Annotated in this window: 26 protein-coding genes; 25 read left to right on the top strand and 1 reads right to left on the bottom strand. The window is 57.2% G+C overall.

Annotated elements, in window-relative coordinates; translation table 11 throughout:
- Positions 1-60: 60 nt before the first annotated feature.
- From ACQZ51_RS21110 to ACQZ51_RS20990, 25 genes are all read left to right on the top strand, one after another.
- Entirely contained in the window at positions 61-765 is a 705-nt protein-coding gene (locus tag ACQZ51_RS21110; RefSeq protein WP_448780278.1) for a phage minor tail protein L, read from the top strand.
- A complete protein-coding gene (locus tag ACQZ51_RS21105) occupies positions 765-1,556 on the top strand; it encodes a Mov34/MPN/PAD-1 family protein (RefSeq protein WP_448780276.1) in 792 nt (263 codons plus the stop codon). The genes ACQZ51_RS21110 and ACQZ51_RS21105 overlap by 1 nt, the downstream gene beginning before the upstream one ends.
- A complete protein-coding gene (locus ACQZ51_RS21100; protein WP_448780274.1) occupies positions 1,549-2,202 on the top strand; it encodes a hypothetical protein in 654 nt (217 codons plus the stop codon). Before ACQZ51_RS21105 ends, ACQZ51_RS21100 begins: the two co-directional genes overlap by 8 nt.
- Positions 2,199-6,863 (top strand): TipJ family phage tail tip protein, encoded by a 4,665-nt coding sequence (gene gpJ, locus ACQZ51_RS21095; protein ID WP_448780272.1) that lies wholly within the window; start codon positions 2,199-2,201, stop codon positions 6,861-6,863. The genes ACQZ51_RS21100 and gpJ overlap by 4 nt, the downstream gene beginning before the upstream one ends.
- 111 nt (positions 6,864-6,974) lie before the next feature.
- The gene (locus tag ACQZ51_RS21090; protein WP_448780271.1) at positions 6,975-7,292 is read left to right on the top strand and encodes a hypothetical protein; all 318 of its coding nucleotides are present in this window, start codon (positions 6,975-6,977) and stop codon (positions 7,290-7,292) included.
- Positions 7,282-7,641 (top strand): hypothetical protein, encoded by a 360-nt coding sequence (locus ACQZ51_RS21085; RefSeq protein WP_448780269.1) that lies wholly within the window; start codon positions 7,282-7,284, stop codon positions 7,639-7,641. Before ACQZ51_RS21090 ends, ACQZ51_RS21085 begins: the two co-directional genes overlap by 11 nt.
- Positions 7,641-8,087, top strand: coding sequence for a hypothetical protein (locus ACQZ51_RS21080; protein ID WP_448780267.1), 447 nt, complete (start codon positions 7,641-7,643; stop codon positions 8,085-8,087). Before ACQZ51_RS21085 ends, ACQZ51_RS21080 begins: the two co-directional genes overlap by 1 nt.
- Before the next feature lies 1 nt (position 8,088).
- Positions 8,089-8,646, top strand: coding sequence for a hypothetical protein (locus ACQZ51_RS21075; protein ID WP_448780265.1), 558 nt, complete (start codon positions 8,089-8,091; stop codon positions 8,644-8,646).
- Positions 8,636-9,016, top strand: coding sequence for a hypothetical protein (locus ACQZ51_RS21070; RefSeq protein WP_448780263.1), 381 nt, complete (start codon positions 8,636-8,638; stop codon positions 9,014-9,016). Before ACQZ51_RS21075 ends, ACQZ51_RS21070 begins: the two co-directional genes overlap by 11 nt.
- A 73-nt stretch (positions 9,017-9,089) precedes the next feature.
- Positions 9,090-9,446, top strand: a complete 357-nt coding sequence (locus tag ACQZ51_RS21065) for a hypothetical protein (protein ID WP_448780262.1) — start codon at positions 9,090-9,092, stop codon at positions 9,444-9,446.
- A complete protein-coding gene (locus tag ACQZ51_RS21060; protein WP_448780261.1) occupies positions 9,446-9,664 on the top strand; it encodes a DUF7940 domain-containing protein in 219 nt (72 codons plus the stop codon). The genes ACQZ51_RS21065 and ACQZ51_RS21060 overlap by 1 nt, the downstream gene beginning before the upstream one ends.
- Entirely contained in the window at positions 9,654-10,253 is a 600-nt protein-coding gene (locus tag ACQZ51_RS21055; RefSeq protein WP_448780259.1) for a lysozyme, read from the top strand. The genes ACQZ51_RS21060 and ACQZ51_RS21055 overlap by 11 nt, the downstream gene beginning before the upstream one ends.
- Positions 10,250-10,594, top strand: a complete 345-nt coding sequence (locus ACQZ51_RS21050) for a hypothetical protein (protein WP_448780257.1) — start codon at positions 10,250-10,252, stop codon at positions 10,592-10,594. The genes ACQZ51_RS21055 and ACQZ51_RS21050 overlap by 4 nt, the downstream gene beginning before the upstream one ends.
- Positions 10,494-10,832, top strand: a complete 339-nt coding sequence (locus ACQZ51_RS21045) for a hypothetical protein (RefSeq protein WP_448780255.1) — start codon at positions 10,494-10,496, stop codon at positions 10,830-10,832. Before ACQZ51_RS21050 ends, ACQZ51_RS21045 begins: the two co-directional genes overlap by 101 nt.
- Positions 10,833-10,900: 68 nt before the next feature.
- Positions 10,901-12,739 carry a hypothetical protein gene (locus ACQZ51_RS21040; RefSeq protein WP_448780253.1) on the top strand — a complete coding sequence of 613 codons (1,839 nt, stop codon included), beginning with the start codon at positions 10,901-10,903 and terminating at the stop codon, positions 12,737-12,739.
- A 66-nt stretch (positions 12,740-12,805) separates the two neighbouring features.
- Positions 12,806-13,159 carry a hypothetical protein gene (locus ACQZ51_RS21035; protein WP_448780251.1) on the top strand — a complete coding sequence of 118 codons (354 nt, stop codon included), beginning with the start codon at positions 12,806-12,808 and terminating at the stop codon, positions 13,157-13,159.
- A gap of 1 nt (position 13,160) precedes the next feature.
- Positions 13,161-16,139, top strand: a complete 2,979-nt coding sequence (locus tag ACQZ51_RS21030; protein ID WP_448780249.1) for a phage tail fiber protein — start codon at positions 13,161-13,163, stop codon at positions 16,137-16,139.
- Positions 16,139-17,242 (top strand): hypothetical protein, encoded by a 1,104-nt coding sequence (locus tag ACQZ51_RS21025; protein ID WP_448780247.1) that lies wholly within the window; start codon positions 16,139-16,141, stop codon positions 17,240-17,242. The genes ACQZ51_RS21030 and ACQZ51_RS21025 overlap by 1 nt, the downstream gene beginning before the upstream one ends.
- A gap of 94 nt (positions 17,243-17,336) precedes the next feature.
- Positions 17,337-18,089 carry a PhoH family protein gene (locus tag ACQZ51_RS21020; RefSeq protein WP_448780245.1) on the top strand — a complete coding sequence of 251 codons (753 nt, stop codon included), beginning with the start codon at positions 17,337-17,339 and terminating at the stop codon, positions 18,087-18,089.
- 90 nt (positions 18,090-18,179) lie between these two features.
- Positions 18,180-18,923: a hypothetical protein gene (locus ACQZ51_RS21015; RefSeq protein ID WP_448780243.1), complete on the top strand. Its 744-nt coding sequence runs from the start codon at positions 18,180-18,182 to the stop codon at positions 18,921-18,923.
- 96 nt (positions 18,924-19,019) lie between these two features.
- Positions 19,020-20,366 carry a DnaB-like helicase C-terminal domain-containing protein gene (locus tag ACQZ51_RS21010; RefSeq protein WP_448780241.1) on the top strand — a complete coding sequence of 449 codons (1,347 nt, stop codon included), beginning with the start codon at positions 19,020-19,022 and terminating at the stop codon, positions 20,364-20,366.
- A gap of 2 nt (positions 20,367-20,368) precedes the next feature.
- Positions 20,369-21,511: a hypothetical protein gene (locus tag ACQZ51_RS21005; RefSeq protein ID WP_448780239.1), complete on the top strand. Its 1,143-nt coding sequence runs from the start codon at positions 20,369-20,371 to the stop codon at positions 21,509-21,511.
- A gap of 101 nt (positions 21,512-21,612) precedes the next feature.
- On the top strand, positions 21,613-22,137 hold the full coding sequence (locus ACQZ51_RS21000) for a WGR domain-containing protein (protein ID WP_448780237.1): 525 nt from the start codon (positions 21,613-21,615) through the stop codon (positions 22,135-22,137).
- Positions 22,137-22,694 carry a hypothetical protein gene (locus ACQZ51_RS20995; protein ID WP_448780235.1) on the top strand — a complete coding sequence of 186 codons (558 nt, stop codon included), beginning with the start codon at positions 22,137-22,139 and terminating at the stop codon, positions 22,692-22,694. The genes ACQZ51_RS21000 and ACQZ51_RS20995 overlap by 1 nt, the downstream gene beginning before the upstream one ends.
- A 10-nt stretch (positions 22,695-22,704) precedes the next feature.
- Entirely contained in the window at positions 22,705-24,216 is a 1,512-nt protein-coding gene (locus ACQZ51_RS20990) for an ATP-dependent DNA ligase (protein ID WP_448780233.1), read from the top strand.
- A 383-nt stretch (positions 24,217-24,599) separates the two neighbouring features.
- Here ACQZ51_RS20990 and repC read toward each other — a convergent pair whose 3' ends face one another.
- Positions 24,600-25,715, bottom strand: coding sequence for a plasmid replication protein RepC (repC, locus tag ACQZ51_RS20985; RefSeq protein WP_448780231.1), 1,116 nt, complete (start codon positions 25,713-25,715; stop codon positions 24,600-24,602).
- Between the last annotated feature and the right edge of the window lie 69 nt (positions 25,716-25,784).

Raw genomic sequence — 25,784 nt, 5'->3', positions numbered from 1 at the left:
TCTCCATTGCATGTAAGTAAGTGTTTACTTACAATTGGGTTTCAATCATGAGGCCCAATTTTGATCCAGTCTGAAGCCCAGAGCTTATCCCCATCAGGTATCGTCAGCCTGTTCACCCTCGACACGACGCCGATGGGTGGACCGCTGATGCACTTCGTCATGGGCAGCCAGAACGATGGCCCCGTATCATTCGGCGATGTCGAATATCAGCCAATCGACGTGCAGTTCGAAGGGCTCGAAACGTCTGGCGTTGGCGCTCTACCGACGCCCATCATTCGTGTTTCCAACATCGACGGCATGGCTCAGGCTCTGGTCTCCACCTATGGCGAGCTGCTCGGCTGCACGCTCTATCGCATCCGCACCTACACGCGCTTCCTCGACGGCCAGCCCGATGCTGACCCGGAAGCATTCTTTGGCCCAGACATTTTCCGCTTTGAGCGCAAGACCTCCGAAAACGGCGTCTTCGTGGAGTGGGAGCTCTCAGCTTCGATCGACCAGGAAGGCAAGACGCTTCCCGGCCGCACAATCATTCGCAACACCTGCCTGTGGCGCTACCGCTTCTACAACGGCTCAACAGGCAACTTCGACTATTCCAAGGCTCAGTGCCCCTACGCCGGCTCTCAGTCCTTCGACATCAACGATCAGCCCGTAAGCAATCCCGCTCTCGACGTGCCTTCGCGCCGTCTTGGGTGCTGCCGTGCGCGCTTCGGTCGCTCCAATCCGCTGCCATTCGGCGGCTTTCCTGGCGTCCAGAGGATCTCCTGATGAATAAGTTTGCACTGGCATTTGCCGATGCCAAGACGCACGCACGCGCCTGCTACCCGGAAGAAAGCTGCGGCCTGATCGTAGGCGGCAAGTATATCGCCTGCACAAACGTCGCGAGCGATCCTGACGGCCATAACGAGGCCGATAAGGATTGCGGCTGCCGACTGTGCGCATTCGAGATCAATCCAAAGGTCTACGCCAAGTTCTCCAAGCAGGTCGAAATGGTTGTCCATTCGCATCCTGATGGTCCGTTCTATCCGTCCAAGGCTGACATGGAAGGCCAGGTGCTGACCGGCAAGGCGTGGGCGATCTTCGCGCTTGACGACGAACGTGTCTCCAATGAGCCCGTTGTGTGGGGTGGCGACACGCCAATCCCTGACATCGTCGGCCGCTCCTTCATGCACGGCGTCACGGACTGCTACGCGGTCATCAAGGACGTTTACGCGCTCGGTAAGGACAAGCTCGCAGAGCAGGGCATTCCGGGCTGGCCTTATGAGCCCATCGAACTGATGCACATGCCTCGCGAAGATGCCTGGTGGGAAGGCGACAGCGACCTCTACATAGAGAATTTCGCCAAGGCTGGTTTCGTTGAGACCAAGGAGCCCAAGCCTGGCGATGTCTGGCTGATGAAGATCCGCTCGCCGAAGTTCAACCATGGCGGCGTTCTCGTCGGTAACGACCTCATCGTTCATCATCTGCCGCAGCGCCTCTCGCGCCGCGAGCCTGCTGGTGTCTGGGGTCGTCAGGCCGGCATGTGGCTCCGCTACGCTGGAGTGCCTGCTGATGCGTAAGATCATCCTTCACGGCGCACTGGCAAAGACATACGGCGAAGAATTCAGCCTCGAGGTCAACACGGCCGGCGAAGCTATCCGCGCGCTGTCTGCCAATTTCCCGACCTTCATGAAGGATATCCGCGACGGTGCCTGGCACATCGTGCGTGGTGATGATGTCGATCGCGGCATGGACCTCGATGAAGGTCAGATCGCTGCCTTCAATCTCGGTCGAAAGGGTGATCTTCATATCGTCCCCTTCATCGCCGGCTCCAAGCGCGGCGGTCTGCTCAAGGTCATCCTCGGCGTGGTTCTCATCGGCGCAGCGTTCGCGCTGACTGCTGGTGCTGGCCTGTCCGCTGCGATCGGTTCTGGCGGTCTGCTCGGCGGCATCACAGGCACGCAGGTTGCCATGTTTGGCGCCGCTGTTGCGCTGGCTGGCGTCTCATCCCTGCTGACGCCTGAAGAGAAGGCCGAAGAGGAAGACGGCTCGACCTCCTTCACAACGTCCGGACCCGGAAACACGCATGACCAGGGCAACCCTGTTCCTCTCGTCTACGGCGAGGTCATCACCGGCGGCCACCTGATTTCAGGCGGCGTCGATATCGAACGTATCGCAGTGACCGGCTCTGGTGGCGGCTCTGTAGGCTCCGGAGGCAAGAAGTGATCGACTTTCACGGCGGCACAGCGCTCGCAACCAACGAACTCGTCCATGCACAGCCGATCCGGATCTCGGGTCGTGGCGGCGGTGGCAAGGGTGGCGGCGGTGGCGCGTCCAATGACAAGAACACGCTGCGCTCGCGTGCCCGCTTCAATATCATCGAGGCGATCTCCGAGGGTCCGATCCATGGTCTCGTGAATGGCGAGAAGTCCATCTTCTTCGACCAGACGCGCCTGCTCAATGACGACGGCACCTACAATTTCAAGGAAGTCACCTGGACCCAGCACGTCGGTCTGCCGGATGAGGGCTACTTCAATGGTCACAACGCCGTCGAGAGCCCGACCAGCGTCGAAGTTCAGGTCCGTTCAGCACTCGGTCGCACAGTGCGCACCATCGTTGACGAGAACGTTGATGCAGTCCGCATCATCATGCGTATTCCCTCGCTTGTGCGCCAGGATGACAAGGGCGGCCTGAAGTCTACCTCGGTCTCCTACGCCATCGATGTCCGCGCCTACAACGGCACCTGGCAGGAAGTGCTGGTGCATTCGCTCGACAACGAGAAGGCCCTGTCGCCGTCCCAGCTTGCGCACCGCATTCCTCTGCCTGCCGGTGGCGCGCCCTGGGACGTTGCTGTTCGCCGCATCACACCCGACAGCACCGACGACAAGCTCCAGAACGACACCTTCTGGGAAGGCTACATCACCCTCGTCGAGGGCAAGTTCATCTATCCCCACACCGCTGCCATCGCGATCGAGGGCAATGCCGAGGAAATGGGCTCGAGCATTCCGCCTCGTGCCTACCACGTCAAGGGTCTGCTTGTTAACGTGCCTTCGAACTACGACCCGGAAAACCGTGTCTACATGGGCATCTGGGACGGCACCTGGAAGATCGCCTGGACGAACAATCCGGCCTGGGTGTTCTACGATCTCCTCATCAATGACCGCTACGGCCTCGGCGAGTTCATCAAGCCTGAGATCGTGGACAAGTGGTCGCTCTACACCATCGCGCAGTATTGCGATCAGCCCGTCAAGAGCGGCTACAAGAACGGTGACACCGGCGACGATATCTTGGAGCCGCGCTTCACGTTCAATGGCGTCATCAACACCAAGGATGAAGCCTTCTTCGTTCTCCAGTCGATCACGAAGGCGTGGCGCGGCATGGGTTATTGGGCAATGGGCCAGGTCTACGCGACCGCCGATATGCCTGCCGACCCTGTGCGCCTTGTCACGCCTGCGAACGTCATCGGTGGCGACTTCGAATATGGCGGCACAGCGCTGAAGGCGCGCCATTCGGTCGTCATGATCAAGTGGAACAACCCCGACGATTTCTATCGCGCTGACACCGAAGTCGTCATCGATAGCACGTTGCTGCACAAGTATGGCTGGCGTGACAAGAGCCTCCAGCTCACAGGCTGCACCTCGCGCGGCCTGGCACATCGCCATGGCAAGTGGGTCATCGACACCGAACAGCACGAAACCGACACGCTGACCTACTCTGCCGCGTGGGATCATGCCGAGCTGAAGCCTGGTGAGATCATCGCTGTCTCGGATCCTCGCAAGTCCAACGTCCGCTCCGGCGGCCGCATCGTCTCGCACAAGGCTCTCCAGATCGAGCTCGACTATGACTTCGAGTGGAATGAAGGGCAGACCTATCAGCTGATGCTGACGTTCCCTGATGGCTCAATCGAGACGAAGCCTATTCTGGCTTTCCTGGATGAGCGCACGGTGCGCGTGTCTTCCGCTTACAGCAAGACGGCCAATCCCGATGCGCTGTGGACGATCGTCGGCACTGACATTGCGCCGCGTCTCTACCGCGTCCTGACTGTTGAGGAGGCCGAAACCAACGTCTTCAAGATCACGGCGCTGTTCCATGATCCGCAGAAGTATGCCCGCGTTGAAGAGGGTATTATTTTCGAGCCTCTTCCTTACGAGCGCCCGTCAAAGACTGCTGTTCCGCCGTCGAACCTTCTTGTTCGTGAGACTGGCTATATCTCGGGCGGGCAGAACTATCACTCCCTGACCCTCTCGTGGACCGCTCCGGAAAGCTTCCTGGCGCGCGGCTTCATTGTCGCTGTCGATACGCCTGATGGTGAGAGCTTTACGCTGGGCACGACCTCCGGCTCGTTCATGGAGCTGCTGACCACGACAGGCGGCATCTACAAGTTCTACGTCCAGACCGTTGGCTACACCGGCATAATGTCCGAAGCGGCCACCATTGAATATGACGCGGCCGGTCCTGAAGGCTATCCTGCGCCGACCGTAACCGATCTCGAGCTGGTAGATGATCCGACCAGCCTCAACTTCACCGGCACAGATCTCAAGGTTCGCTGGAAGAACAACTTTGCCCTGTCTGCGACAGGCGAGGTCGAGAATGTCACGTCGCCGCACTACAGCCACAACATCGTTCGCGTCTATCATGGCACGACGGGTGAACTGCTGCGCTCTGAGCGCACCGTCAATCAGGTCTACGTCTACGACTTCCTGTCGAATAAGGCTGACTGCGAAAAGCTCGGCCACAGCGTGCCGACGCGTTCCGTGCGTGTCGAAGTCACTGTCTCTGATGTGTTTGGGCGCACGTCTGACCCTGTCTTCAAGGTCTTCACCAACCCTGTGCCCTCGGCGATCGCGCCGTCCTACCAGGTTGCGGGCTCTTCGATCTTCATGGGTTACGTTCAGCCGGACGATCTGGATTACGCCGGCGTCATTATCCTGCGCTCCAACTCCTCAAGTCTGCCCATCACAGCAGAGCCGCTCTACGAAGGCACGATCAATCCGCTCACCATTCCCGGTGAGCCGGAAACCGTCTACTATTTCCGCATTGCGGCCTATGACGCTTTCGGAAAGACGGATCTGAATTGGTCTTCTGTCTTTTCTGTCACCACGCTCAGCGATGGCGCTGATATCACACCGCCAGCAATGCCGGCTGGCCTCCAGGCCACATCTGAGCTTGTGAACGGCCGCGCCCGCGTCACTGTCACCTGGGACGCCAACGCTGAAACAGACCTGGCTGGCTACGATCTGCTCATCAAGCAGGGCGCGGGCAACTTCGTGTCTATTCCTGTCGTCAATGGCCCCTATGAGTTCGACGCTGTTTCAGGGATCGAATACACGATCCAGCTGCGCGCACGCGACAAGAATGCCAATTCTTCGGGATACACTGCCGAGATTACGCACACCGCGGTCCGCGACACGACTCCGCCTGCGGTTCCGACCGGTTTCAATCTTGTTGCTGGTCTGACTTCGTTCTGGCTGGAGTGGGTCAATCCGCCTGACACCGACCTGGCATTCATCGAGATCTTGGAAGGCGTCACCAATGTTGCAGCCGATGCAACTGTTGTCGGCGAGGCCCTCGGTGCGTCCTTTGCCCGCACCGGTCTTGATAACCAGGTCGAGCGCTATTTCTGGCTCCGTGCCGTTGATACTTCGGGTAACAGATCCGACCTTACGGATGCCAAGTCTGCCAAGACTGCTGCGCTACCTGATGCCAAGCGGATGACGATCTCTGGCCTGACGCTGACGCCAAATCAGCCGTCTACCAATCGCGTGACATGGTCTGCCTTCACTGTAGGTGTAGGCTCACCGACTGCTGGCACAACGACCGCAAATGTTGCAACAGGTGCGGCAACATGGACCGCTGGCACGCTCTACCTCTATTACGTCGAGGGCGAGACGACGCTCCGCACCACGACCTCGATCGCTACGATCTTCACGAGCAACGGATATCCGATCGCCGTCTACCGTGGTGGCACTGACGTTCAGATGGCTGACGGCAAGGTTATCCAGGACGGCAACAATATTCTGGCGGGCACGGTTGGCGCTGCTCAGCTCGTGGTCAACGACGCGATTATCACCAACACGCTCCAGCTCAAGGACGCTGTGATCACGTCTGCCAAGATTGTCTCGGTAAAGGCAGGTCAGATCGAGGCTGATGGTGTTCTGGCTGGCACGATCCAGGTCGGAGGTAGCTCTCTCAATTCCATCAAGGAGTGGGCGAACGATCCTGCCAGTCGCGTCAATCAGGGCGTCACACTCATCGATCCGGGCGTCATCCGCATTCAGGGCGATACGTTGCTGTCCGACTGGCGCCGCGCTGGTGATCTGACGAAGATCAATGGTGGCGCGGTTGCTGCCAACTCGCTGGCTGCAAACACTGCCGTCATCGGTATGCGTGGCATCACCATCGATGGCATCACCTTTGAGCACAATAGCCCGTCCGCAAACCGGGTCTCGTGGACGGCTGGTTCGATCGCCTACACAGATGACACTGGCGCGTCAGTCTCGCGCACAATCGCCGCCTCGAATGTATTGTGGTCTGCAGGCGCGATCTATCTGTATTGGGTCAAGGGCGCGACGACGATTTCGTCCACGACTTCCTTTGCCACTGCTAACGGCGACAATAACGTAATCCTGGCGACTTACAGGGGCACGATCTTCCTGTTCGCTAGTTACGGCCGCACGATCATTGATGGTGGTCAGCTCAAGACCCAGAGCATCGACACTGAACACCTGAAGGCGGGCGCTGTCACAGCTGAGACCATGACCGTGACCAGCCTCTCCTCAATCTCGGCAAACATCGGCACAATCGTTTCGGGACTGCTCCGATCGAATGACTCCAAGATGCAGGTTGACCTCAATAATCGGCGTATTTTGATCGCTGACGACACCTAAACCTTGACTACACGGCTAGTAGTAAGTAAGCATTTACTTATGGCTAACCGTGTAGTTCTTGGCGCTTTTGACAATACGTTCGTGCTTCGGATCTCGAAGCCTGGATACAACGTGCTTGATCCCAACCTCAATCCTTCGCAGGTCGTGTTCGATAGCCGCTGGGCTGAGACCTTCAATATCTACGCCGAGGGCGCGATCAATGTCGCCGGCTGGTCGTCCTGGGATATTCCGCACGATCTCGGTTTCAAGCCCATCGTCTATCGCTGGTATTCGCCTGACGGTAACACCTATTCCAATTGGGCTGATCAAAACCGTATCGCCAGTCTGACGACCACCTCCTACATTCGTCTCTTCAAGATGGGCGGCGCAAATACCGGTAGCGGCATCATTCGATATGCCATCATGAGGAATCCGACAGATGGTCAATAGAATCCTCCTGGGCAATCGCAATGGCTCCATGGGCATTTGGGTGTCGAAGCCTGGCGTCGATGTGCTCACCGGCGATTTCAACGGTATGCTGATCATGTTCGGCTCCAAGTCACTCCAGATCATTCAGTCTGGAGTGGTCGTCTGGGGCACAGCTTCGTTCATCGATATTCCCGTGCCGTCCACAGGCGAGTATCCCCGGATCGTGCTTGATTATAGCTGGCTGTCGCCCACGCCAGGCGCTGTGGTTTCATATCCAAATCTCACCACCATCCGCATAACGCGCGGCAATACGAGCAATTATACAACGCCCGTCAACTACATGGTGATCACCTTGAAAGGCGCAAACTGATGGCCAATCGTGTTCTTCTCAATACCGAAGGTCTGAAGATTTCAAAGCCTGGTGTCGATGTGCTGACGGCTGGTCCCGGTGATCTGCTCTTCCAGTCTGGCTTATCCACCACGCGTCGGCTTATCCGAGGGCAGCTTAACGTAACCGTTCCTCCTCCAATGGGTTTTTACACCAGTTGGACGGCGACGATCCCTCTGCCCAAGACGTTCTCTTCCATGCCTCTCCTGATCATGGAGGGAAAGGGGCTATGCGCAATGGGATTTGGTATCTGTGGCACCGAGATCACCTATGCCGCCGGTAGCGCCGAATGGATGCTCTACCTCAATCCGCAGTCGCGCAATCTCCTTCAGTTCCATCAGGGTATGGAAAACAACTATGGCATGTTCGAACCCGAAATGCCGGACTGGCCCTACGTCCTAAATTACACCGTTATCGATTGGATCTGACATGATCGTAGAATACACACCAGAAGGCCGCATCATGCACGTTGTGCTCGATCCTGTGCCCGCCGCCATGTTCCAGATCTTGAGCGACATGGGCAAGACCTACCTCAATGTGCCACCGACCAAGATGCCAGATGAGCTGTTGCGCGACGAGGACGGTAACCAGGTCTTCGAAACGATCAGCCAGGCTGTTGTGATCGATCATGTGCCTCAGATGGATGAGCAGGGTAATCAGCAGTTCGAAGACGTCCAGGTGCCTTCAATCAAGCATGGCGCGATGGTCTCGGCTCAAATCTCTCTGATGACGGACTACATCGAGGACGGCATGGTGAAGGCGCGACCTGTGCTGTCCATCCCTGAAGCGGTCAGTCTTAATGTCGGCCAGATGGGTGTTGTTGGGGGTCTTCCTAGCCCCTGCAGGATCCTGGTAGACGGCGCTGAGCACATTCTGGAAGACGGCGAGCTTGAGATTGAAGGCGAAATGCCGGCCGAATACGAGATCGTCTTTGATCAGTTCCCTTATATGCCTGCCACTATGAAGGTTACTATTCATGAAGCTTAGTCTCTCCAAGAATCTCGACGGCCCTAAGAACGCTGCGCTTTCACAGATCGACGCTGACGCGCAGGGCGTGCTTGCGCTTTATCGAACATCATCTGATTACGCGGTCGCTGTCTACGCGCTCAAGCGTGACGAACTGAACGCATATGCGTCTGGTGCGACACCTGACACACTCGCGATGATGAGCGCAGAAGCACGGGCGCTTGGTATTGATCCGACGGAAGTTGCAAGGATCTGGCGTCAGAAGATCAGCGACGAAGACAATGCCATTCCCCGGATCGAATCTGTTCGTCAGGCTGCCCGCCAGAGAGTGAAGAACGCCAAGTCTCCGGCTGAAATTCAGGCAGTTATCGATCGGCTCGATTGGACGTAATAGCGGTTTTTGTTGCCATTATCTCCTATATGTTGTAAGTAAGTGTTTACTTACTTTAACAAGGAGAGAAACGATGGCCGACCAGCCTGGCTTTTCCGTGAATAAGGAGACCATCGGCCTGGTAATGGGTATCGTTGGACTCCTGGGCGCTGCAATCGGCGGCTATAACTTCTTTCTTTCTGGGCGTGCTGAGAATTCCCCGATCGTGCGTGAGCTCATCGTCAAGGATGCGCTTCAGGATAAGCGTCTTGATCGCACCGACGAGGATCGTGCGGCGACAAAGGAGCTCAGCAACAAGACCGAGAAGCTGACGGAGGCTGTCGTCAAGCTCACAACCGTCATCGAGAACGGCGTCATCACCAAGAAGGCGGAATACATCTATCCCAATCCCTTGCCTGGCCGCGAGCCGATCTCCCTGGAGATCCGCTAATGCTCGCCGCTGACTGGAAGAGGATTCTCACAAAGGCTTGGTCTGTGCGTCTTACCGCGCTGGCCTTTGTTCTGACTACCGTCGAGGTCGTCTTCTCGGTCTACGGCGCACCTGCATTCATTCCGCTCGGCACCTTTGCCGTGCTGTCCGGTCTCACGACCGCTGGCGCCTTCGCGGCGCGTCTCTACGCTCAGAAGGAATTCAAGGATGCCGATTAACAAGATCGTCAAGTCCAAGCGCTCGATCGCTGCCATCACCGCCGCTATTATCGCTGCGACTGCGGGCGGCTGGCATACACAGCGCGACACCTCCATCAAGACGCTACCTCCGGCCGTTATCCTCGCAACCGACGCCCTGATCGTTCCATGGGAAGGTCTCGTTCTCAAGTCGCATTGGGACCAGTTCGCCAAGATCTGGGACATTTGCTATGGCCAGACCCGCATCAATGGCAAGCCGGTCACTGCTGGAATGTCGTTCACCAAGGCTCAGTGCCAGGTGATCGCCCGCGAGCAGATCTTCCACGACTATTACATGCCGCTGGTCCAGCGCATCAAGGGCTTCGAGAAGATGCCGATCAGTGTGCAGGCTGCGATGGTTTCCGGTGCCTACAATTTCGGCGTCAATGGCATGGTCAACTCGACCGCCGCAAAGAAGCACATGGCCGGCCAGTATCGCGCAGGCTGTGAAGCTCAGACGGCGTGGAACAAGGCAGGTGGTCAGGTCGTGCGCGGCTTGGTCAACCGTCGGGAAATGGGTGATGCCCAGCGCCAGGGCGAAGCCGAACTCTGCGTGAGTGGCCTGAAGTGATTAAGGCTCTCCTCGCCCCCTATCTCGGCTGGATCTATGCGGGCCTCGCTGCTGCGGCAGTGGTAGGTGGCATCTGGGTCTACAACTCCATCTACGACCGCGGCTATACGGCCGCGTCTGCCCACTATGAGCAGGTCGCCCTCGATCAGAAGGCCGCCAATGACCTGGCAATCGAAAAGGCCAGAGAACTGCTCAGCGGTTCGATCCGCAATCTCATCCTCGAAAAGGAAAAGCTGGAAGATGATGTCGCTCGCCTCAATGCAGAAGCTGCTGCCGATCCTGATGCTGCTGCTGGCGGTGTCTCTGCTGGGAGCGTGCAGCGCCTCAACACCGTCCGCTAGGGCGCCGATCAACCTGCCTCGATTGCCGTCGGAACTGACATGCAAGCCTGAAGACAAGAGCTGCGTGCCGGTGTGTCCGTATGCGGTTCAGATCCCTGTCCGGAAGCTCAACCAGCTGGAGACGGAAACCTACTGGCTTCAGGATCGCAAGACGCTGCGTGTTTGCCGGAACAATTACCAGGCTGTGTTGGACCACTACGAAGACTTGCGGACGAACCTCTCTTCCCCGGAGAAGTAAAGTCCGTCTGTCGTCTATTATTATAAATTACATATACAAGAGTATATGACTACGAAAGGACGGGAATAGTGGCGGTAATTGCTGAAGAGGCTCGTTTCGTTGAAACATACAACGATACCGAAAACTTCCCCAATCTGACCGATGTCGCGGTCGAGCTTGGTCTTTCATATCAGACTGTCCGGAACAGGAGCTCGGTGCTTCGTGCCCGCCTTCGTCGCGGTGAAGATGTTCCGGTCCTGATTAGCCGCGTTGTGGTCGCCAAGGAGAAGGATGAGCACGCTCCGGTCAATCACGCCAACGCACGCGCCGATCTGCTGCGCTCCGATATCGACAAGCTCCTCACGTCCGGCCGCTACCCTGTCACGAACCCTGAAGCCGTTGTCATCGATCCTAACGTGACTACCAAGTATGATCGTCTCACCGGTAAGAAGCAGAACGTCGAAGGCACTCCGCGCACCTGGATGACTGATACTCTCCAGGTTGAGCGCGTCGAAGATCCTCGCGGACGCACCTTCATTCTCACCGGTGCCCAGAACGACGCCGAAGTCGATCTGCCTTTCTGGGAGAACCTCAAGGCATATGCCGAGTTTCGCGATGCCGATATCGTCGTAGGTCCGGGCACCTATGAAACGCAGTGGTGGTCCGAAAACAACTCCGCTGTTCGCTCCTACGCGCCCGAGATCGAGGAGTTCCTTTGCTTCGGCCAGATGCCGATCGGCGAGAACTTCGTATTCTGCGGCGAAATGAATATGCTGCCAACAGCCAACCGTCCGATCAGCGATCTGACCACCTATACGCAGGGCAAGTGGGGTGTCTTTCCACACGCCAAGATCCAGCTCAAGTCTGTGCCTTCGACCGATCCCACCAGACAGGCACACCAGGTCATGACAACTGGCCTCGTGACCAAGCCAAAGATCATTCCGCGCAAGGCAGGCATCAAGTCTATCTTCCATCACCAGATCGCAGCCGTGATCCTGGAATTCGACCATGATGGCGATCTGTTCTGCCGTCACCTGGTTGCGGATAAGGACGGCTCCTTCTGCGATCTGGAATTCTCGGTCAAGGATGGCGTGGTCGACGTTGACGCCGATCAGGTCGAGCTGCTGGTCATGGCCGACTTGCACACCGACAAGGAGAGCGCCTCGAGCTTCAACGCTACCTTCCGGGCACCAAACTCCATCACACGCACTCTGAATTTCCGCCGGGCCATCGCGCACGACATTTACGACAACTATCGCCGCAACCATCACAACGTCCACGACAATGCCCATTCTTACGAAGTCGCCTACCGCAATCGCGAGAGCGTGCTGGAAGAGGTGAGGGGTGTGGTCAATATCCTGAAGGAGCTTCAGGAGACGGTCGCTGTCACCGTGGTCGAGTCCAATCACGATATCGCCCTCGAGCGCTACGTGCGCGAAGGCCGCTACCGCAACGATGGCATCAATATTCGCCTGGGTCTTCAGCTTGAGGATGCCTATCTGGCATATCGCGAGCGCCTGGCTGACGCGATCGACGCCGGCCTCCCGACCGAAAGCTTCTCGCTGCTCGAATACGCGGTCAATATGGTCGCTGAAAAGGACGGCGTAGACGTTGAAGGCGTCGAGTGGGTGCATGACGGCTACAGCTACATCGTAAACGGCGTGCAGTGCGGTAACCACGGCTTCCGCGGTGCTAATGGTGCTCGTGGCACAGTCGCAGGCTTCGCGGCGCTAGGCGTCAAGATGAACATTGGCGACAAGCATTCGCCAGAGATCATGGATGGCGTCTACACGTCCGGCGTAATGAACCTGCGCCAGGGCTACAACAAGGGGCCAAGTGGGTGGGCTGTCACGCATACGATCCAGTATAACAATGGCAAGCGCACATTGGTCACGCTTCAGAACGGAAAGTGGCGAGCTTTCGTTTAATCCCAATTGTAAGTAAACACTTACTTATGTTAAGGTGAAACTCCTTAGAACCAGGAGTTTCACCGCATGTCTTACAATCAGTATCTCCAGGGCAAGGCTATCCAGACTGGCTGCGAATGGCGCCTGAAGATCAAGATCACCTCTTCTGCCCTGGCTGTGTTTCCAACGACGGCCAAGTTCTCCGCATCGATCCGTAAGGACGACGCTGATGGCGAGCTCCTGATCACTCTTTCCTCCGATGCCTCCTCTATTACCCGAGTAGACGGCAACACCATTGAGCTGATCCTCAAGGGCACTGACACCGCGGAATGGACCGCCGGCACAGTCATCCTCGATGTAATCCGCACCGACCTCACCCAGAAGATCCACCTCGGCTTTGACCTGGAAATCCCGGTCAAGCGCTCGATCACGAGGATTTAATATGTCCGACGAAGCAATCATCAATTATTCCTCGGACATCATCGTAAAGGTCCGTCACAATCAGGAGGTCTCGGTCGAGCTCTCTTCTCAGGGTCCACAGGGGCCGCAGGGTGAAAAGGGCGACGATGGCAACATTACGCCTGAGTTGACCCTCGCACGAGACCAGGCTGTCGGCGCAGCCCGTAACGCAGATATCTCAAGGACCGAAGCCGCTGCATCTGCTGCGAACGCCCTCGCCTTTCAGAATGCGTCCTTTGACAACGCCAAGGCGTCCGCTGCCTCGGCTGTAGAGAGCGACAATGCGCGCAATGTAGCCTTGGGGGTAGAAACAAGGGTTCGGTCGCTTGAAGCGAGTGCGTTGGTCGCCGTCGATGAGATGGACGCTATTCGCGAAGATATCGAAGCTGATCGTTTGCTGGTTGATCAGGCCAAGACGAACACGGAGTCTGCCCGCGACCAGGCCAATCTTGCCTTTTCAAATACGAACGCCGCACGCGCCGATGTTTTCGATGCCCGTGATGCGACCCAGACCGCTCGTGATATTGCCCTTGGTGCCGTTACGGCTGCCGAAGGCGTGCGCGACGAGACCGCGGATCTTCGTGATGAGGCCGCAGAGAGCGCCCGTGCCGCGGCTCAGTCAGCTCTGGATGCGGCAAACTTCGATCCCTCGTCCTATCCGCTCAAGAGTAACAACGGCTCTGATTTCACCGATCCTGCCGCGTTTCGTGAGAACATTGGCGCGGCCTCTGCGCTTGAGTTGGTCACGAAGGAAGATGCAGAGGGTGGCGTATCGACCGAGATCGTCAACTGGACCGCTGAGCGGGTAGCGCAGGCTATTGTCGCGCTGGCTTCGGCAAAGGTCCACGGTCATACGGTCTCCGATATTGCAGGTCTTCAGGATCTTCTCGATGGTATCCTGGTAGACTCCGTTCTCACTGGCACGCCGGTTGCACCCACGGCTGGCCTGGGTGATGTATCGAAGACTGTCGCAAATACTGAGTTCGTCAAGAACGCACTTGATGCACTGATCGGTGCTGCACCTGGAACTCTCGATACTTTGCAGGAAATCGCCGATGCCCTTGGTGATGATCCAAACTTCGCTGCGACCGTCACTCAGCAGCTCGCCGGCAAGGCTGACAAGGTTCATGCCCACGTCGTCGCCGACATTACCGATCTTGCAGCTCTGCTTGATGCTAAGGCGACAAAGGTATCTCCTGACTTCACCGGCACACCTACCGGCCCAAACGCCCCTGCGAACGCGAACGATAATCAGCTCGCCACGACCAAGCACGTCAAGGACGCGCTTGCTGCTGCTGGTCTGGCTGGTGAGAACCATGGTCATGCGATCGCCGACACTGCCGGGCTTCAGCAGGCGCTAGATGGAAAGAGCGCGGTCGATCACAAGCACGTTGCAGCTGACATTACGGATCTTGCCGCGTTACTGAATGCAAAGGCCACGCTTGCCTCGCCGACCTTCACGGGCACTGTTAGCGTGCCCTCTCCGGCGGTAGGCGACAGTTCGCAGAAGGCAGCTAATACCTCCTGGGTTGCGACTGCCCTAGCGAACGCGCTCTCTGGCAAGGCAAACAGCGCCCATAACCACACCATTGCTGATGTGACGGATTTGCAGTCCGCTCTTAACGCAAAGGCTGCGCTCGCCTCGCCGGCTCTCACGGGCACGCCCACCGCTCCAACTGCTGCCGAGGGCACCAATAATACGCAGGTCGCAACGACCGGCTATGCCGATCGGGGTCTCGCCAAGAAGCTGAGCTTGGCGGGCGGCATTATGTCCGGCTATCCCATTCTGGGCTTTGATTATGCACAGCTCTGGTTCGGCCAGGCTGCGACCGGCACTGGCTGGAGGATGATCAAGGATACCGCTGAAGGCTCTGTGGGTAATCTTGTCTTCCAGTGGTCGAACGATCGGTGGAACAATTCGTATAATACCACGATGTTTATGGCGCCGGGAGGAACTGTAACGTTCAACGGCCAGATCCAGGCGCTCGGTGGTCTGAAGTCCAGCGCTGAAATCGTCGCGACATCGCCGAACAACTATCGAACCGTCTATGGAAACTACGGTCAGTTTTGGCGGTTTGATGGTGGTAACATCTATCTCATGTTCACCAATTCTGGTGATCAGTATGGCGGGTATAGCGACCTGCGCCCGATGTATGCGAACTCCGCGACGGGTAATGTGACATTTGGTCATCGTGTCGATGTGCAGGGTGACTTTTATGCGGCCAAGCGTGTCTACGTCGGCGCTGGTGGATCCTTCCTTGAGACGGATGGAAATATCGCGTTCAGTGGGGGTCAGGCAACTCTTTACGGAGCAAATCTTGGTTATGCTCTCGGCGAACGCCTCCTGAAGTCTGGCGGATCGATGACCGGTCATCTCACCACTCGATCCGTCAACTGTGTTACCGGTCAGAATGATGCGGGAAACAACTTCGAGGTTCGTAACGAAAGTGGCGATGGTGATGCGGCCGTAGCAGCCATGGCATTTCATTGTGTGGGACGCTACGGCATCAAGATGCACCTTCGTCCTGACGGCTACTTTGGCCTCGGCGGTTGGTCGCGACCTGCCTGGTCGTGGTATTCCGGCCCTAACGGCGATATGGTTGCCGCTGGCAACGTGGCAGCCTATTCGGATCCGCGTCTGAAGGATGATGTCGAGGTCATCGAGAACGCCCTCGACATTGTCGAGTCTCTGCGCGGCGTGCGCTTTACCTGGAACGGCAAGACAACGCTTATCGGAAAGCCTGGTGAGCGTGATATCGGCGTTCTGGCGGATGAGGTGGAAGCTGTGCTGCCTGAGCTGGTCGGCCGCTCGATCCCTGATGAAGATAATGACGGCACTCAGTGGCGCACTGTCGCCTACGATAAGCTCACGCCCGTCATCATTCAGGCTACGAAGGAGCTGCGTGCAGAGGTGCAGGCACTGCGTGATGAAATCACCGCTCTGAAGGGGAGGGCTGCCTAATGGCCCTTCCTAGCTCTGGTATCATCTGGATGAGCCAGGTCAACGTCGAGCTTGGCAAGAGCGCGGCTGCTTATATTGGTCTGAATGACGCAGGAGTGCGATCTCTTGCAGGTAAGTCCTCCGGTGCAATCAGTCTGGCTGACCTCCGGGGTAAGTCCTCAATCCTGTCCAAGACGGTTTCGGCCAGCGTCAACAACCTGATTATTCAGAACCTGTTCACGACTGCCGAATGGACTTCTTCAACGCCGAAGGAAGTCGTGATCAACTCTGGCGTCATCGTTGGATCCACGACGCCTGGCACCGCAGCACTGCGCTCCGGTTCTGGCAATAGTGGCACTGTCCTGGTGACGAATAAGGGCTCCATTCGCGGCGCGGGCGGCTTGCTGAACTCTGGCGCTGGTGGCAATGCAATCGAAACCTCGATCGCGCTCATCATCGACAACCAGGGTGACATTCGTGGCGGCGGTGGCGGTGGTGGTCGTGGCGGCACGGGCGGCGCAGGTGGTGGTGGCACGGTTACGAGCGCCGTTCGCGAGCCGGCATCCGGAGAACACTACACTCTTGGCGTAACTGACTGGAGTCTATACTACGTTTCGGCTGGCCCTGCTGGCATTATGTGGAACGGGGCAATCATTTCAAGTTCCGTTCCGTGGAGTGCGACCAGCTTTACCGTGGGCGAATACACGTATTTTAAGGGCTCTTATAGATACTCTGACCGAGGCGATTACGACTATTACGCCGTCTACCGCACGTCGAACTCCTCGGTCAGCACCAACGGCGGCGCCGGCGGTGCAGGCGGTAACGGTGGTCGTGGGATCGGCTCCGACGCTGCTGCTGCCAATGGTTCAACGGGTGCTGCTGGCGCGGCTGGCGGCGCAGGCGCAGGGGCAGGTGGAACAGGTGGCGCAGGTGGCGCCGGTGCAACATGGGGCACCGCTGGTGCAGGTGGAGCAACTGGCGGAACTGGCGTCGCTGGTAACAGAACGGCAGGTGTCGCAGGCTCGGCGGGTGCTGCTGGTGGTGGAGCTGGTCGAGCTGTCGCTTATCTGTCCGGTGGCTCCGCAAGTTGGCTCTCTACGGGAACTCGCTCAGGCGTATTCTAAAAGTGTCACGTATTGTAAGTAAACACTTACTTACAATGTTGTTTTGAGCTACAGTGCAGGGGTAACGATTGCCTCTCCACTGGAGTCTTCCCAAATGACCAAGACCAAGAAGAACGTCGCACGCCAGACCCGCCGCGACGTTCGCGCTTCCGCACGTAATGACTCCAAGCTCATTGCATCCATTGACCGTAATCTCCCTCCTTCGCCTGTTCCACCTCGCCGCGATCCCGTTAAGCCGCTGACTCCCGGCCAGAAGCGTTATGATGTGGCGATCGCAAGCAAGGATATCGTGTTCGGCGCAGGCCCGGCTGGCACAGGCAAGACCTGGTATTCCGTGCAGAAGGCAGCCGAAGCCCTCAAGAATGGCGACATCGATAAGATTTACGTCACACGCCCTGCAATTGAAGTCGGCGAAGGCATGGGCTTTCTGAAGGGCGACCTGGCAGAGAAGTTTGCACCATACCTGATCCCGCTGCGCGAAGCCTTCTGTGAGGCGCTCGGCACCAGCTTTTACGAATACTGCCTGAAGGTCGGCAAGATCGAGCCCATCCCTCTTGCGTTCATCCGTGGTCGCACGCTGAAGAATGCCTGGGTTCTGGCTGACGAAATGCAGAACGCCACCAAGGGCGAGTTCAAGGCGTTTCTGACCCGTATTGGAGAGCACTCCAAGTTCATCATCAATGGCGACTCCACCCAGATCGATGACAAGATCGGTCACACTTCCGGCCTCGAGGATGCGATCAAGCGGATTGGCAACCACAGCCAGGTCAGCGTGATCACTTTCACCAAGGCCGAGATCGTTCGGTCCGGACTTTGCCAGGACATCGTGGAAGCCTACGACAACTGATCTACCTCAAGGGCGCTTCGGCGCCCTTACTCATCCACGCCAAAAATGCGCTTTGCCATGTCTCGTTCGCTATAAAGAAAGTAACACGAAATGACAGACGAGCAGAACATGCACATCAACGCCGCATTCTCAACAGAGCTAGACGCTCCTCGCGTCCTCACGCTTGAGAGCGACTATTACTCCAGCGTCATCCCAAAGAAGTATTCGGAGTGGGATCTCGACCTCTACGCGACCAAGTGGTTCGACTATCGGATGATGACGCCGTTGCAGGCCACGAAGGTCTATATCGACTGCTACGCCGCCGTCTATAAGCGCATCTACGCCCGCGAATTCGATCGTGAGCGCGCCGAACACATCAAGCCGATTGACTTCGATAAGCTGCGGATCGGTATTCAGAAGGGCGCGACTAAGGAAAAGACCAAGTTCGTCGGCTGCTGGCACGGCCGCCAGATCGCGGACTTCATCGGTATCCCCTACATGGATTACATCGATCTCGCGATGACCTTCCGGATGCGCCGCTGGAAGCAGGGCTACATGCCTCAGCCGCAGCACCTCTACCACGAATACGATGTCGAGAAGATTGTCGATCGATGGGAAGAAATGAAGAAGGGCAGGCTCTATCTGGCTGACCATCACGCCTATCTCAATCAGAACTATCAGGGCATCGCCCATCAGGACGCTTACCACGAATACCTTTTCATGATGGCCGAGCTTCGCGCCAATCCACACCAGGCGCTGGCAAACATGATCGATAACGATCAGCTGCTGCCTGAGAAGGTGCAGAACCGTCTTGGCGCTGAACTTTATAAGCGCGTCGAACGTCACCTGAGCTAACCCACACGCGCTCACGCTATAAAGAGAGCATGAGCGCATTTCTATGCGCGCCGATGTAAGTAAACGTTTACTTACCATTGAGTAAGAGGAGCCACTGTGTCCGCAGTTGCAGAATTAGAGCCTGAAACTTTCGAGCCAGGTCAGTATGATTTCGATGATGATATGCAGCGCAAGATCGCTGCTATGTTCATGCGCGACACCACGTTCGCGATGTCCACAAAGGATCTGATCAAGCCGGAATACTTCACGGACAACTCCATTGGCGCGCTCGTGCGCATCGTCCAGGAGCATGTGAAGGTCTATCGGTCAGTCCCTGACATGAAGATCCTGCCGACGATTTTGAAGGATGAGATTGCTGCGAAGCGGATTCGTCCGGACATGATCGATGGCGTCAAGGAAATGGTCCGTGACGCACTCAGCGCCGATCTCTCCAATCCAACCTTCGTGACCGATCGCGTGGCTGACTTTGCCAAGCATCAGGCATTGCAGGGCGCGATTTTCCAGGCCGTCGATTATCTGGAGAAGGGCAATTTCGAAAAGATCGCCCAGGTCATGAAGGAAGCGCTCGCAGTGGGCGCAGTCACTGATGGTGGCGACTACAACTATTTCGAGGAGATCGAGACACGAACTCAGCAGCGCCACGACACGCTCGCGGGCAAGATCGTCCGTGACGGCATCACGACCGGATATCCCGGCATGGATGCGTGTCTCTATCACATGGGATGGGGCCGAAAGGAACTGTCGTGCGTGATGGGCGCTGCCAAGGCCGGTAAGTCGATGGCTCTCGGCGACTTTGGCAAGAACGCCTCCCTCGCCGGCTACAACGTGTTTTACGATAGCCTTGAAGTGGCAAAGGAGATCATCGCAGCACGTATCGACGCGGCGCTCTCCGACACCATGATGCGTGATCTGCACAAGGATCCGGACAAGGTCCACGACGAGATCCTCAAGATGCAGGCAAGGGCGGGCCAGTTCCGTCTGCGCGATCATCCTTCCGGCACGCTCAAGCCATCGCAGCTTCATCGCTTGCTCGAGTCCTACCGCGCCGACGGTCTGATGTTCGACCTCGTGATCGTGGACTACGCCGACATCATGGCGTCCGAATATCGCTCGGACAGCCTGATCGAGAACCTGCGCACGATCTATATCGACCTTCGTGCCCTGGCGCATGAAATGAACTGCGCGGTTCTGACCGCCACCCAGACCAACCGCGACGGTGCCAAGGCTCACACCGCCAAGGCAACCGACGTTGGTGATGACTGGAATAAGGCCAGAACGGTAGACATTCTGATCGGCATCAACGCTACAGACGCCGAAAAGGCTGCCGGCGAAGCGCGTCTGTCCTGGCTCTTGTCGCGTAACACTGCCGATGGCTTCAGCCTGCGCATCAAGCAGGACCGCGAGAAGATGCAGTTCCTCAATAAGATCCTCGCAAAGGAGTAGTCATGTCTACCCGACTGTCGATCGCCGAGATCAACGCCGACCTGGATATCGAGTATTTCCTCCAGCGTGAGAGCCTGGCATACCGTGAAACCCGCGGTGTGTCAGGCATTCAGCTCAACATCAAGAATTGCCCTAACCCTGCCTGCCAGGACAGCCGCTGGCGCACCTATTATGGCGTCGAGACAGGTCGCGGAAACTGCTTCGTCTGCTCGGAAAGCTACAACGCCATTTCCTTCGTCCATAACTATTACGGCCACGGTGCTGGTGATTGGGGCCAGACGTTCAAGGAATGTGAAGAGATCATGCGTGAGCAGGGCTGGCGGCCCAAGCGAGCGGCGATCGCAGCTGTAGACCACGGAGAGGTCAAGCTGCCGGCATCTGACGTGCTGCCCCTCGAGACAGGCGAGAACCTTCTCTATCTGGAGCAGCGTGGTTTCGGCGACGACATCTGCCGCTACTTCAATCTGCGCTGGTGCCAGTTCGGATGGTGGATGTTTAAGGATCCGGAGGGCAACACCCAGACGCAGAACTTCTCCGATCGCATCATCATTCCGGTCTATGACCTGGACGGATCCCTCAAGACCTTCCAGGGTCGCGATCTGACGGGTGAAAGCTCCAAGAAGTATCTGTTCCCAATGGAGCTGCCAGGAACCGGGCGTTATCTGCTGAACGGGCACAATGTTCACGCAACCGATCATGTCGTGATGGGTGAGGGCGCTTTTGACGTTGCGGCCACCAAGCTTGCCTTCGATGAAGATCCGTCTTTGCGCAATATCGTGCCGATCGGCTCCTTCGGAAAGCATCTGTCCTACGGTAACGCGCAAGGCGATGACCAGCTCGGGCGCTTCATTCAGTTGAAGGCGAGGGGCGTCAAGATCGTAACGATCATGTGGGACGGCGAGGAGAAGGCGCTGCTGGCTGCCCTCAACGCCGCCAAGCTTCTGACAGGTATTGGCTTGATCGTTCGGATCGCGCTGTTGCCCTATGAGAAGGATCCGAACGAAGTCACCGGCGATGTCGTTCGCGCCGCCCACTACGCCGCCAAGGTCTACACCCCGAAGCTCGATATCCAGTGGCGCATGAAGAATCCATACACCGCTGCACGCCGTGCCGCAGAGGCAGCCGAGCTCGCTATGGCAGGGTAAGTAAGCACATACTTATCACCTGCGCTTTTCCACATGTGAACACGCTATAAAGAACTCACAAGCAATCGAAACGCGCACGCGAGACGATGAAAGGAGAAGATATGTCATACCCCATCAAGGTCTATTCGCAGTCGTATGACCACGCAAACGGGACCAAGTCCTACCATCTAATGATGATCGAGGCTTCGAACGGCCACTGCGTCTTCATCAATCGATGGGGCAAGAAGGGCACGTTCGGTGAAATGCAGGTTCAGACCTTCGCAACGCCAAAGGCTGCCTGGAAGGCATACGAGAAGAAGGAAACTGCCAAGACCCGTTCCGGATATGCGCCGCTCGGCTCGCAGCGAACCAATGAAGCGACCGACGCAAAGACGCTCGGGGCAGCGATCGGCATGGTCGTCCTGAACAAGATGGGTGCTTCCAACATCAAGCACCTCGATCCGGACTACAACACGGCCGGAATGCGCGAAGTCGATCCGCCTCGCACTGACGAGGAAACCGGCAAGCTCGTGGGTGACACATCGCGCAAGGCAGATATTGCCGCCCAGCTCGAGGCGGAGCGCGAGGAGCGCCGAAAAGAGGCTGCGATGGCCTACGATGACAACGAAGAATTCGGGATATTCTGATGGGCACCGCGCACAGCTACGTCAACCTGGACGACAACCGCAACCTCTTCTCTTTCGTCTGCCCTATTTTTGAGGTGACGACCAAAATCAGCCTGTGCTTCAAGCTGCGCGAGCTTCATTGGGCCGGTAACTCGCCCGAGGTTCGCAAAGGCTGCCAGGCGTGCATGAGAGCCGGCAAATGCCCTGCCGCTGCAATCGTCTCCAAGAAGTGGCCGACCGGTCGCAAGTGGCAGGACGAATACGCCTCTGACACGCCGGTCGTCGGCAAAATCCGCAAGGATATTCTCGAGCGCATCCACCGCCCAATGGTGATGGAGCGAACGATGAATGATTTCGGATGCAGTGACGCCGAGCGCATGAAGATCGCAACGGCCTCTGATCGGATTGGCAAGATGATCGGGGCAGCGCCGCTGCCTGACGATGACATTCCAAGCTACGCCGAGCGTATCGAAAACAGCGGTCAGCCTGCGCCGAAGAAGCGCCGCGCATCGACCAAGTCCCCAACCAAGCACACAGCAGCTGCCACCGGCGATCTTGCCGCAGCTATCAGCGCATAAGGAGAATTCAATGGACGCTTATGAAGTCGCTCGCCTGATCGAAGATATCGGCGCAACCTCATCGCGCGGCGAAAAGGAGAACCTGGTCAAGCAGCTCGCAGAATCCGAGATCGGACTTTTTGTCATCAAGTGGGCCTATGATCCGTTCATCACGTTCGGCATCACCGCCGCTCCCACCCAGAGCGACGATGGGCGCTTCGAGTTCCGTCCGTCTCTAGTCGAGCCGCTGCTGAAGAAGCTGGCGTCCCGCGAGCTGAGCGGTATGGCCGCAGAGCGCGAGATCGGCGATGTTATGCGCGTCCTCAATGCCGACGGAGCACGTCTGCTGTTCCTGATCCTTTCCAAGGATCTCAAGTGCGGCATTGGTGAAAACACGATCAACTCCGCTGTGCCTGGCACGATCCCGACATTTGCAGTCCAGCGCGCTATTACTTACGAGCCGAAGCGCTTCAAGACAGATGAATACTACAAGTCCGAGTTCAAGCTCGACGGCAACCGTAACACCTTCCTCGTGAAGGACGGCAATGGTGGCTTCTTCACACGCTCGGGCAAGCGTGTCGCAGCATTGGACTTCCTGGTGCCAATCGTCATCGAGGCTGCCGTTTATGCCGTGCAGGAATGCAGCGACGAGTTGCGCAAGGTTATGGATCCAGAACTGCGCGGTCAGCGTGAGAGCCTAAGCTTTATGCTCGATGGTGAGGCTATGATGGGTCTGTTCGAAGACACCGGCGCTCTCCGTCGCAAGGGCACTGACGCCGAAGGTGCCGAGCTTCACCTTTACGACATGATGTCATACGAGGATTTCAACACACCTGGTGCAGTGGGTGAGCCGCTCGAAGTCCGTCGCAAGTGGTTGACCGAGTTCGTGCAGCTGGCAAAGGCTGCACTCTCAACCACCGAGCATCCGGAAACCATCCAGATCGTTCCGCAGTTCTTCGTCAATAGCGATGAGGAAGTTCAGGCACTGTTCCAGCGCGCCCGCAGCATGACGCTTGCCGCCTATCTCTCACGCGGTAATCCTGAAAAGGAAGCTGCGCTTCTCAAGGTGCTGATCGACAAGCGCACCAAGAAGCCGGTCGTTCTCGAAGGCATCGTCGTCAAGAACATGAAGGCGAAGTATGAGAAGCGGAAGTCGGCCGCCTGGATGAAGGTCAAGAACGAGGAAACCAAGGATCTGCGCGTCACTGGCGCCTATCCGGGCAAGCCTCACACCAAGTATGAGAACGCGCTGGGCGGCGCCAATGTTGACCACGAAGGCGTCAATGTTGACGTGGGTGGCGGCTGGTCCGATGAGGAGCGTGAGGATCTCTGGGCCAAGTATCACCGCGACATGGCTCGCATCGCGGGTCACGACGACATCACGCCTGCCGAGTATCACGCTCTCGGTTGTGAATTCTTGGGTCGTCTCATCGAGGTCGAATACATGGAAGTGACACCTGATGGCTCACTTCGCCATCCCCGCTTTATTCGTTTCCGCGATGACAAGGACGGCGAAGTCGACAACATGGCGGTCGCCGCGTAACATCAAACGAAAGGGCTGGGTCGCGACCCAGCCCTTTCTTGTTATAGCATAGGCCAAAAATACGGCAGCAGCTCAATGATCCACCCAATGAGGTGAAGCAGTAAGTCTACGTAACGCATCGTTTTCTCCTTCAGGTTCGCATGACCTAAAGGGCTTGAAGTGCTTATTCTTCATTGGTGGCCTCTCGGTCAGCTAATGAAGCAGTTTTAGTGACGTGGTTGCTTTTCACCACTCCCCGCCTAAGTCAGAATTCGCTTGAAAAACCTCGCTACTTGCCGATTAAGGCTACGGTATACAGCACAGCCAACGCCCCCGTTTAGTAGCTATCTCAATTCACGCAAATATTCTGGATCACAGGCACTAAGGGTTAAATTACATTAACCCTATTTTTCCGCAACACGATTCTTTTTAAGTTTGTCTATTTCACGGTCCAGCCTGAAGCGCCCATCAAGAATCAATCTTACTAACACGCGGTAGTAACCACCTAGGTTTCGTATTGGTTCTGAGCCAGGTGTCGGCGTCATCTGCAATTGGACCGCATAGACGAGGGTCGCCGCTGCTAGTAACGGCCCAATTTCGCGCCGGGCCTCCTCCCAAGCCGACGGAGAAACGCCCACCATGCCGCGGAACCGCCCGGCCGCCGCGATCAACTCGCCGTCAGACCGGATTTCGCCCATAAACTCCACCGCATCAGGGCAGGCTGCAACCAGATCCCTCGCATTGGTCCTCGGCTTCGCCTCTTCAACATTCTCATGGCCGTTGTTACAAGGATTCTCAGGGGCATATTTGTTGTTGTCTTTGTGACGGTCGATATTGCCGCCACAGGCGGAATAATATCTTGATTCAGTCTCCATCCTTAGCTGTGACCATGCGTGTAGCACCGCTTCCGTCGATCCCTTTGATGAGCGGCGAGGAGTGACTCTCACAAGCTCCAACGCGCGTTTCATTAGATCTTCGGCGTCAGTGTCAGGGAATTGCTCGGCAAGCGCTCTGAGGGCCTCCTGCGTCGATCTGCGATGCACGGTCAGCTCGTCGTGGGCGGCCAGGCGCAAACGCTCCTGTTCCTTCATGTCAGTGACGATGTCCATGAACTCGGAATAGCGATTGAGGAGAGGGGAGAGATCAAAGCCGAAAGCGGAGACGATCTCACCTGCCGCGTTCCGGCGGGCGAACCTCTTTCCGTTTGGACTATCGACGGCCGCGATCGCTCCCAGCTCCAGTAGGCGGGCGAGGGCGAAACGGATCGTGCGTTCAGAGATTCCGGTGCGCTCCTCGAGGAACTTGTTCGCCGGCCACACCATCATTCGACCACCCACTAGCTTGCCGCCGTAGACGCCTACCAGATGCTCGAGGACGAACCTGCAAGCGGGAGCTAGGTTGAGAGCACGCATAGCGAGCCGTGATGCCTCAAAAAGGTCTTGCTTATCGCTGGTATGCGGTTCCGCTGCCCGTGGCACCACAGGCTTTAGAGCACGCCAGCCGGATGACTGCGCCGACATTGGTAGATCCCCTCGATCAAGGGCAAAGCTTCGCCAATCTCCTCAAGAGAAGAGTTGACAAATCAGCGC

This window comes from Agrobacterium sp. CG674 (assembly GCF_053521645.1).
Note: the sequence above shows the minus strand (reverse complement) of the source record. Positions and strands in the feature narration are given on the sequence as shown.

Excerpts from the sequence above, each read along its gene's own strand:
- ACQZ51_RS21005 (WP_448780239.1), top strand. The coding sequence starts at position 20,369 with ATGTCTACCCGACTGTCGATCGCCGAGATCAACGCCGACCTGGATATC.
- ACQZ51_RS20990 (WP_448780233.1), top strand. The coding sequence starts at position 22,705 with ATGGACGCTTATGAAGTCGCTCGCCTGATCGAAGATATCGGCGCAACC.
- ACQZ51_RS21025 (WP_448780247.1), top strand. The coding sequence starts at position 16,139 with ATGGCCCTTCCTAGCTCTGGTATCATCTGGATGAGCCAGGTCAACGTC.
- ACQZ51_RS21000 (WP_448780237.1), top strand. The coding sequence starts at position 21,613 with ATGTCATACCCCATCAAGGTCTATTCGCAGTCGTATGACCACGCAAAC.
- ACQZ51_RS21100 (WP_448780274.1), top strand. The coding sequence starts at position 1,549 with ATGCGTAAGATCATCCTTCACGGCGCACTGGCAAAGACATACGGCGAA.
- ACQZ51_RS21060 (WP_448780261.1), top strand. The coding sequence starts at position 9,446 with ATGCTCGCCGCTGACTGGAAGAGGATTCTCACAAAGGCTTGGTCTGTG.
- ACQZ51_RS21080 (WP_448780267.1), top strand. The coding sequence starts at position 7,641 with ATGGCCAATCGTGTTCTTCTCAATACCGAAGGTCTGAAGATTTCAAAG.
- ACQZ51_RS21045 (WP_448780255.1), top strand. The coding sequence starts at position 10,494 with ATGATGTCGCTCGCCTCAATGCAGAAGCTGCTGCCGATCCTGATGCTG.
- ACQZ51_RS21085 (WP_448780269.1), top strand. The coding sequence starts at position 7,282 with ATGGTCAATAGAATCCTCCTGGGCAATCGCAATGGCTCCATGGGCATT.
- repC (WP_448780231.1), bottom strand. The coding sequence starts at position 25,715 with ATGTCGGCGCAGTCATCCGGCTGGCGTGCTCTAAAGCCTGTGGTGCCA.
- ACQZ51_RS20995 (WP_448780235.1), top strand. The coding sequence starts at position 22,137 with ATGGGCACCGCGCACAGCTACGTCAACCTGGACGACAACCGCAACCTC.
- ACQZ51_RS21015 (WP_448780243.1), top strand. The coding sequence starts at position 18,180 with ATGACAGACGAGCAGAACATGCACATCAACGCCGCATTCTCAACAGAG.
- ACQZ51_RS21055 (WP_448780259.1), top strand. The coding sequence starts at position 9,654 with ATGCCGATTAACAAGATCGTCAAGTCCAAGCGCTCGATCGCTGCCATC.
- ACQZ51_RS21030 (WP_448780249.1), top strand. The coding sequence starts at position 13,161 with ATGTCCGACGAAGCAATCATCAATTATTCCTCGGACATCATCGTAAAG.
- ACQZ51_RS21075 (WP_448780265.1), top strand. The coding sequence starts at position 8,089 with ATGATCGTAGAATACACACCAGAAGGCCGCATCATGCACGTTGTGCTC.
- ACQZ51_RS21065 (WP_448780262.1), top strand. The coding sequence starts at position 9,090 with ATGGCCGACCAGCCTGGCTTTTCCGTGAATAAGGAGACCATCGGCCTG.
- ACQZ51_RS21020 (WP_448780245.1), top strand. The coding sequence starts at position 17,337 with ATGACCAAGACCAAGAAGAACGTCGCACGCCAGACCCGCCGCGACGTT.
- ACQZ51_RS21070 (WP_448780263.1), top strand. The coding sequence starts at position 8,636 with ATGAAGCTTAGTCTCTCCAAGAATCTCGACGGCCCTAAGAACGCTGCG.
- ACQZ51_RS21035 (WP_448780251.1), top strand. The coding sequence starts at position 12,806 with ATGTCTTACAATCAGTATCTCCAGGGCAAGGCTATCCAGACTGGCTGC.
- ACQZ51_RS21105 (WP_448780276.1), top strand. The coding sequence starts at position 765 with ATGAATAAGTTTGCACTGGCATTTGCCGATGCCAAGACGCACGCACGC.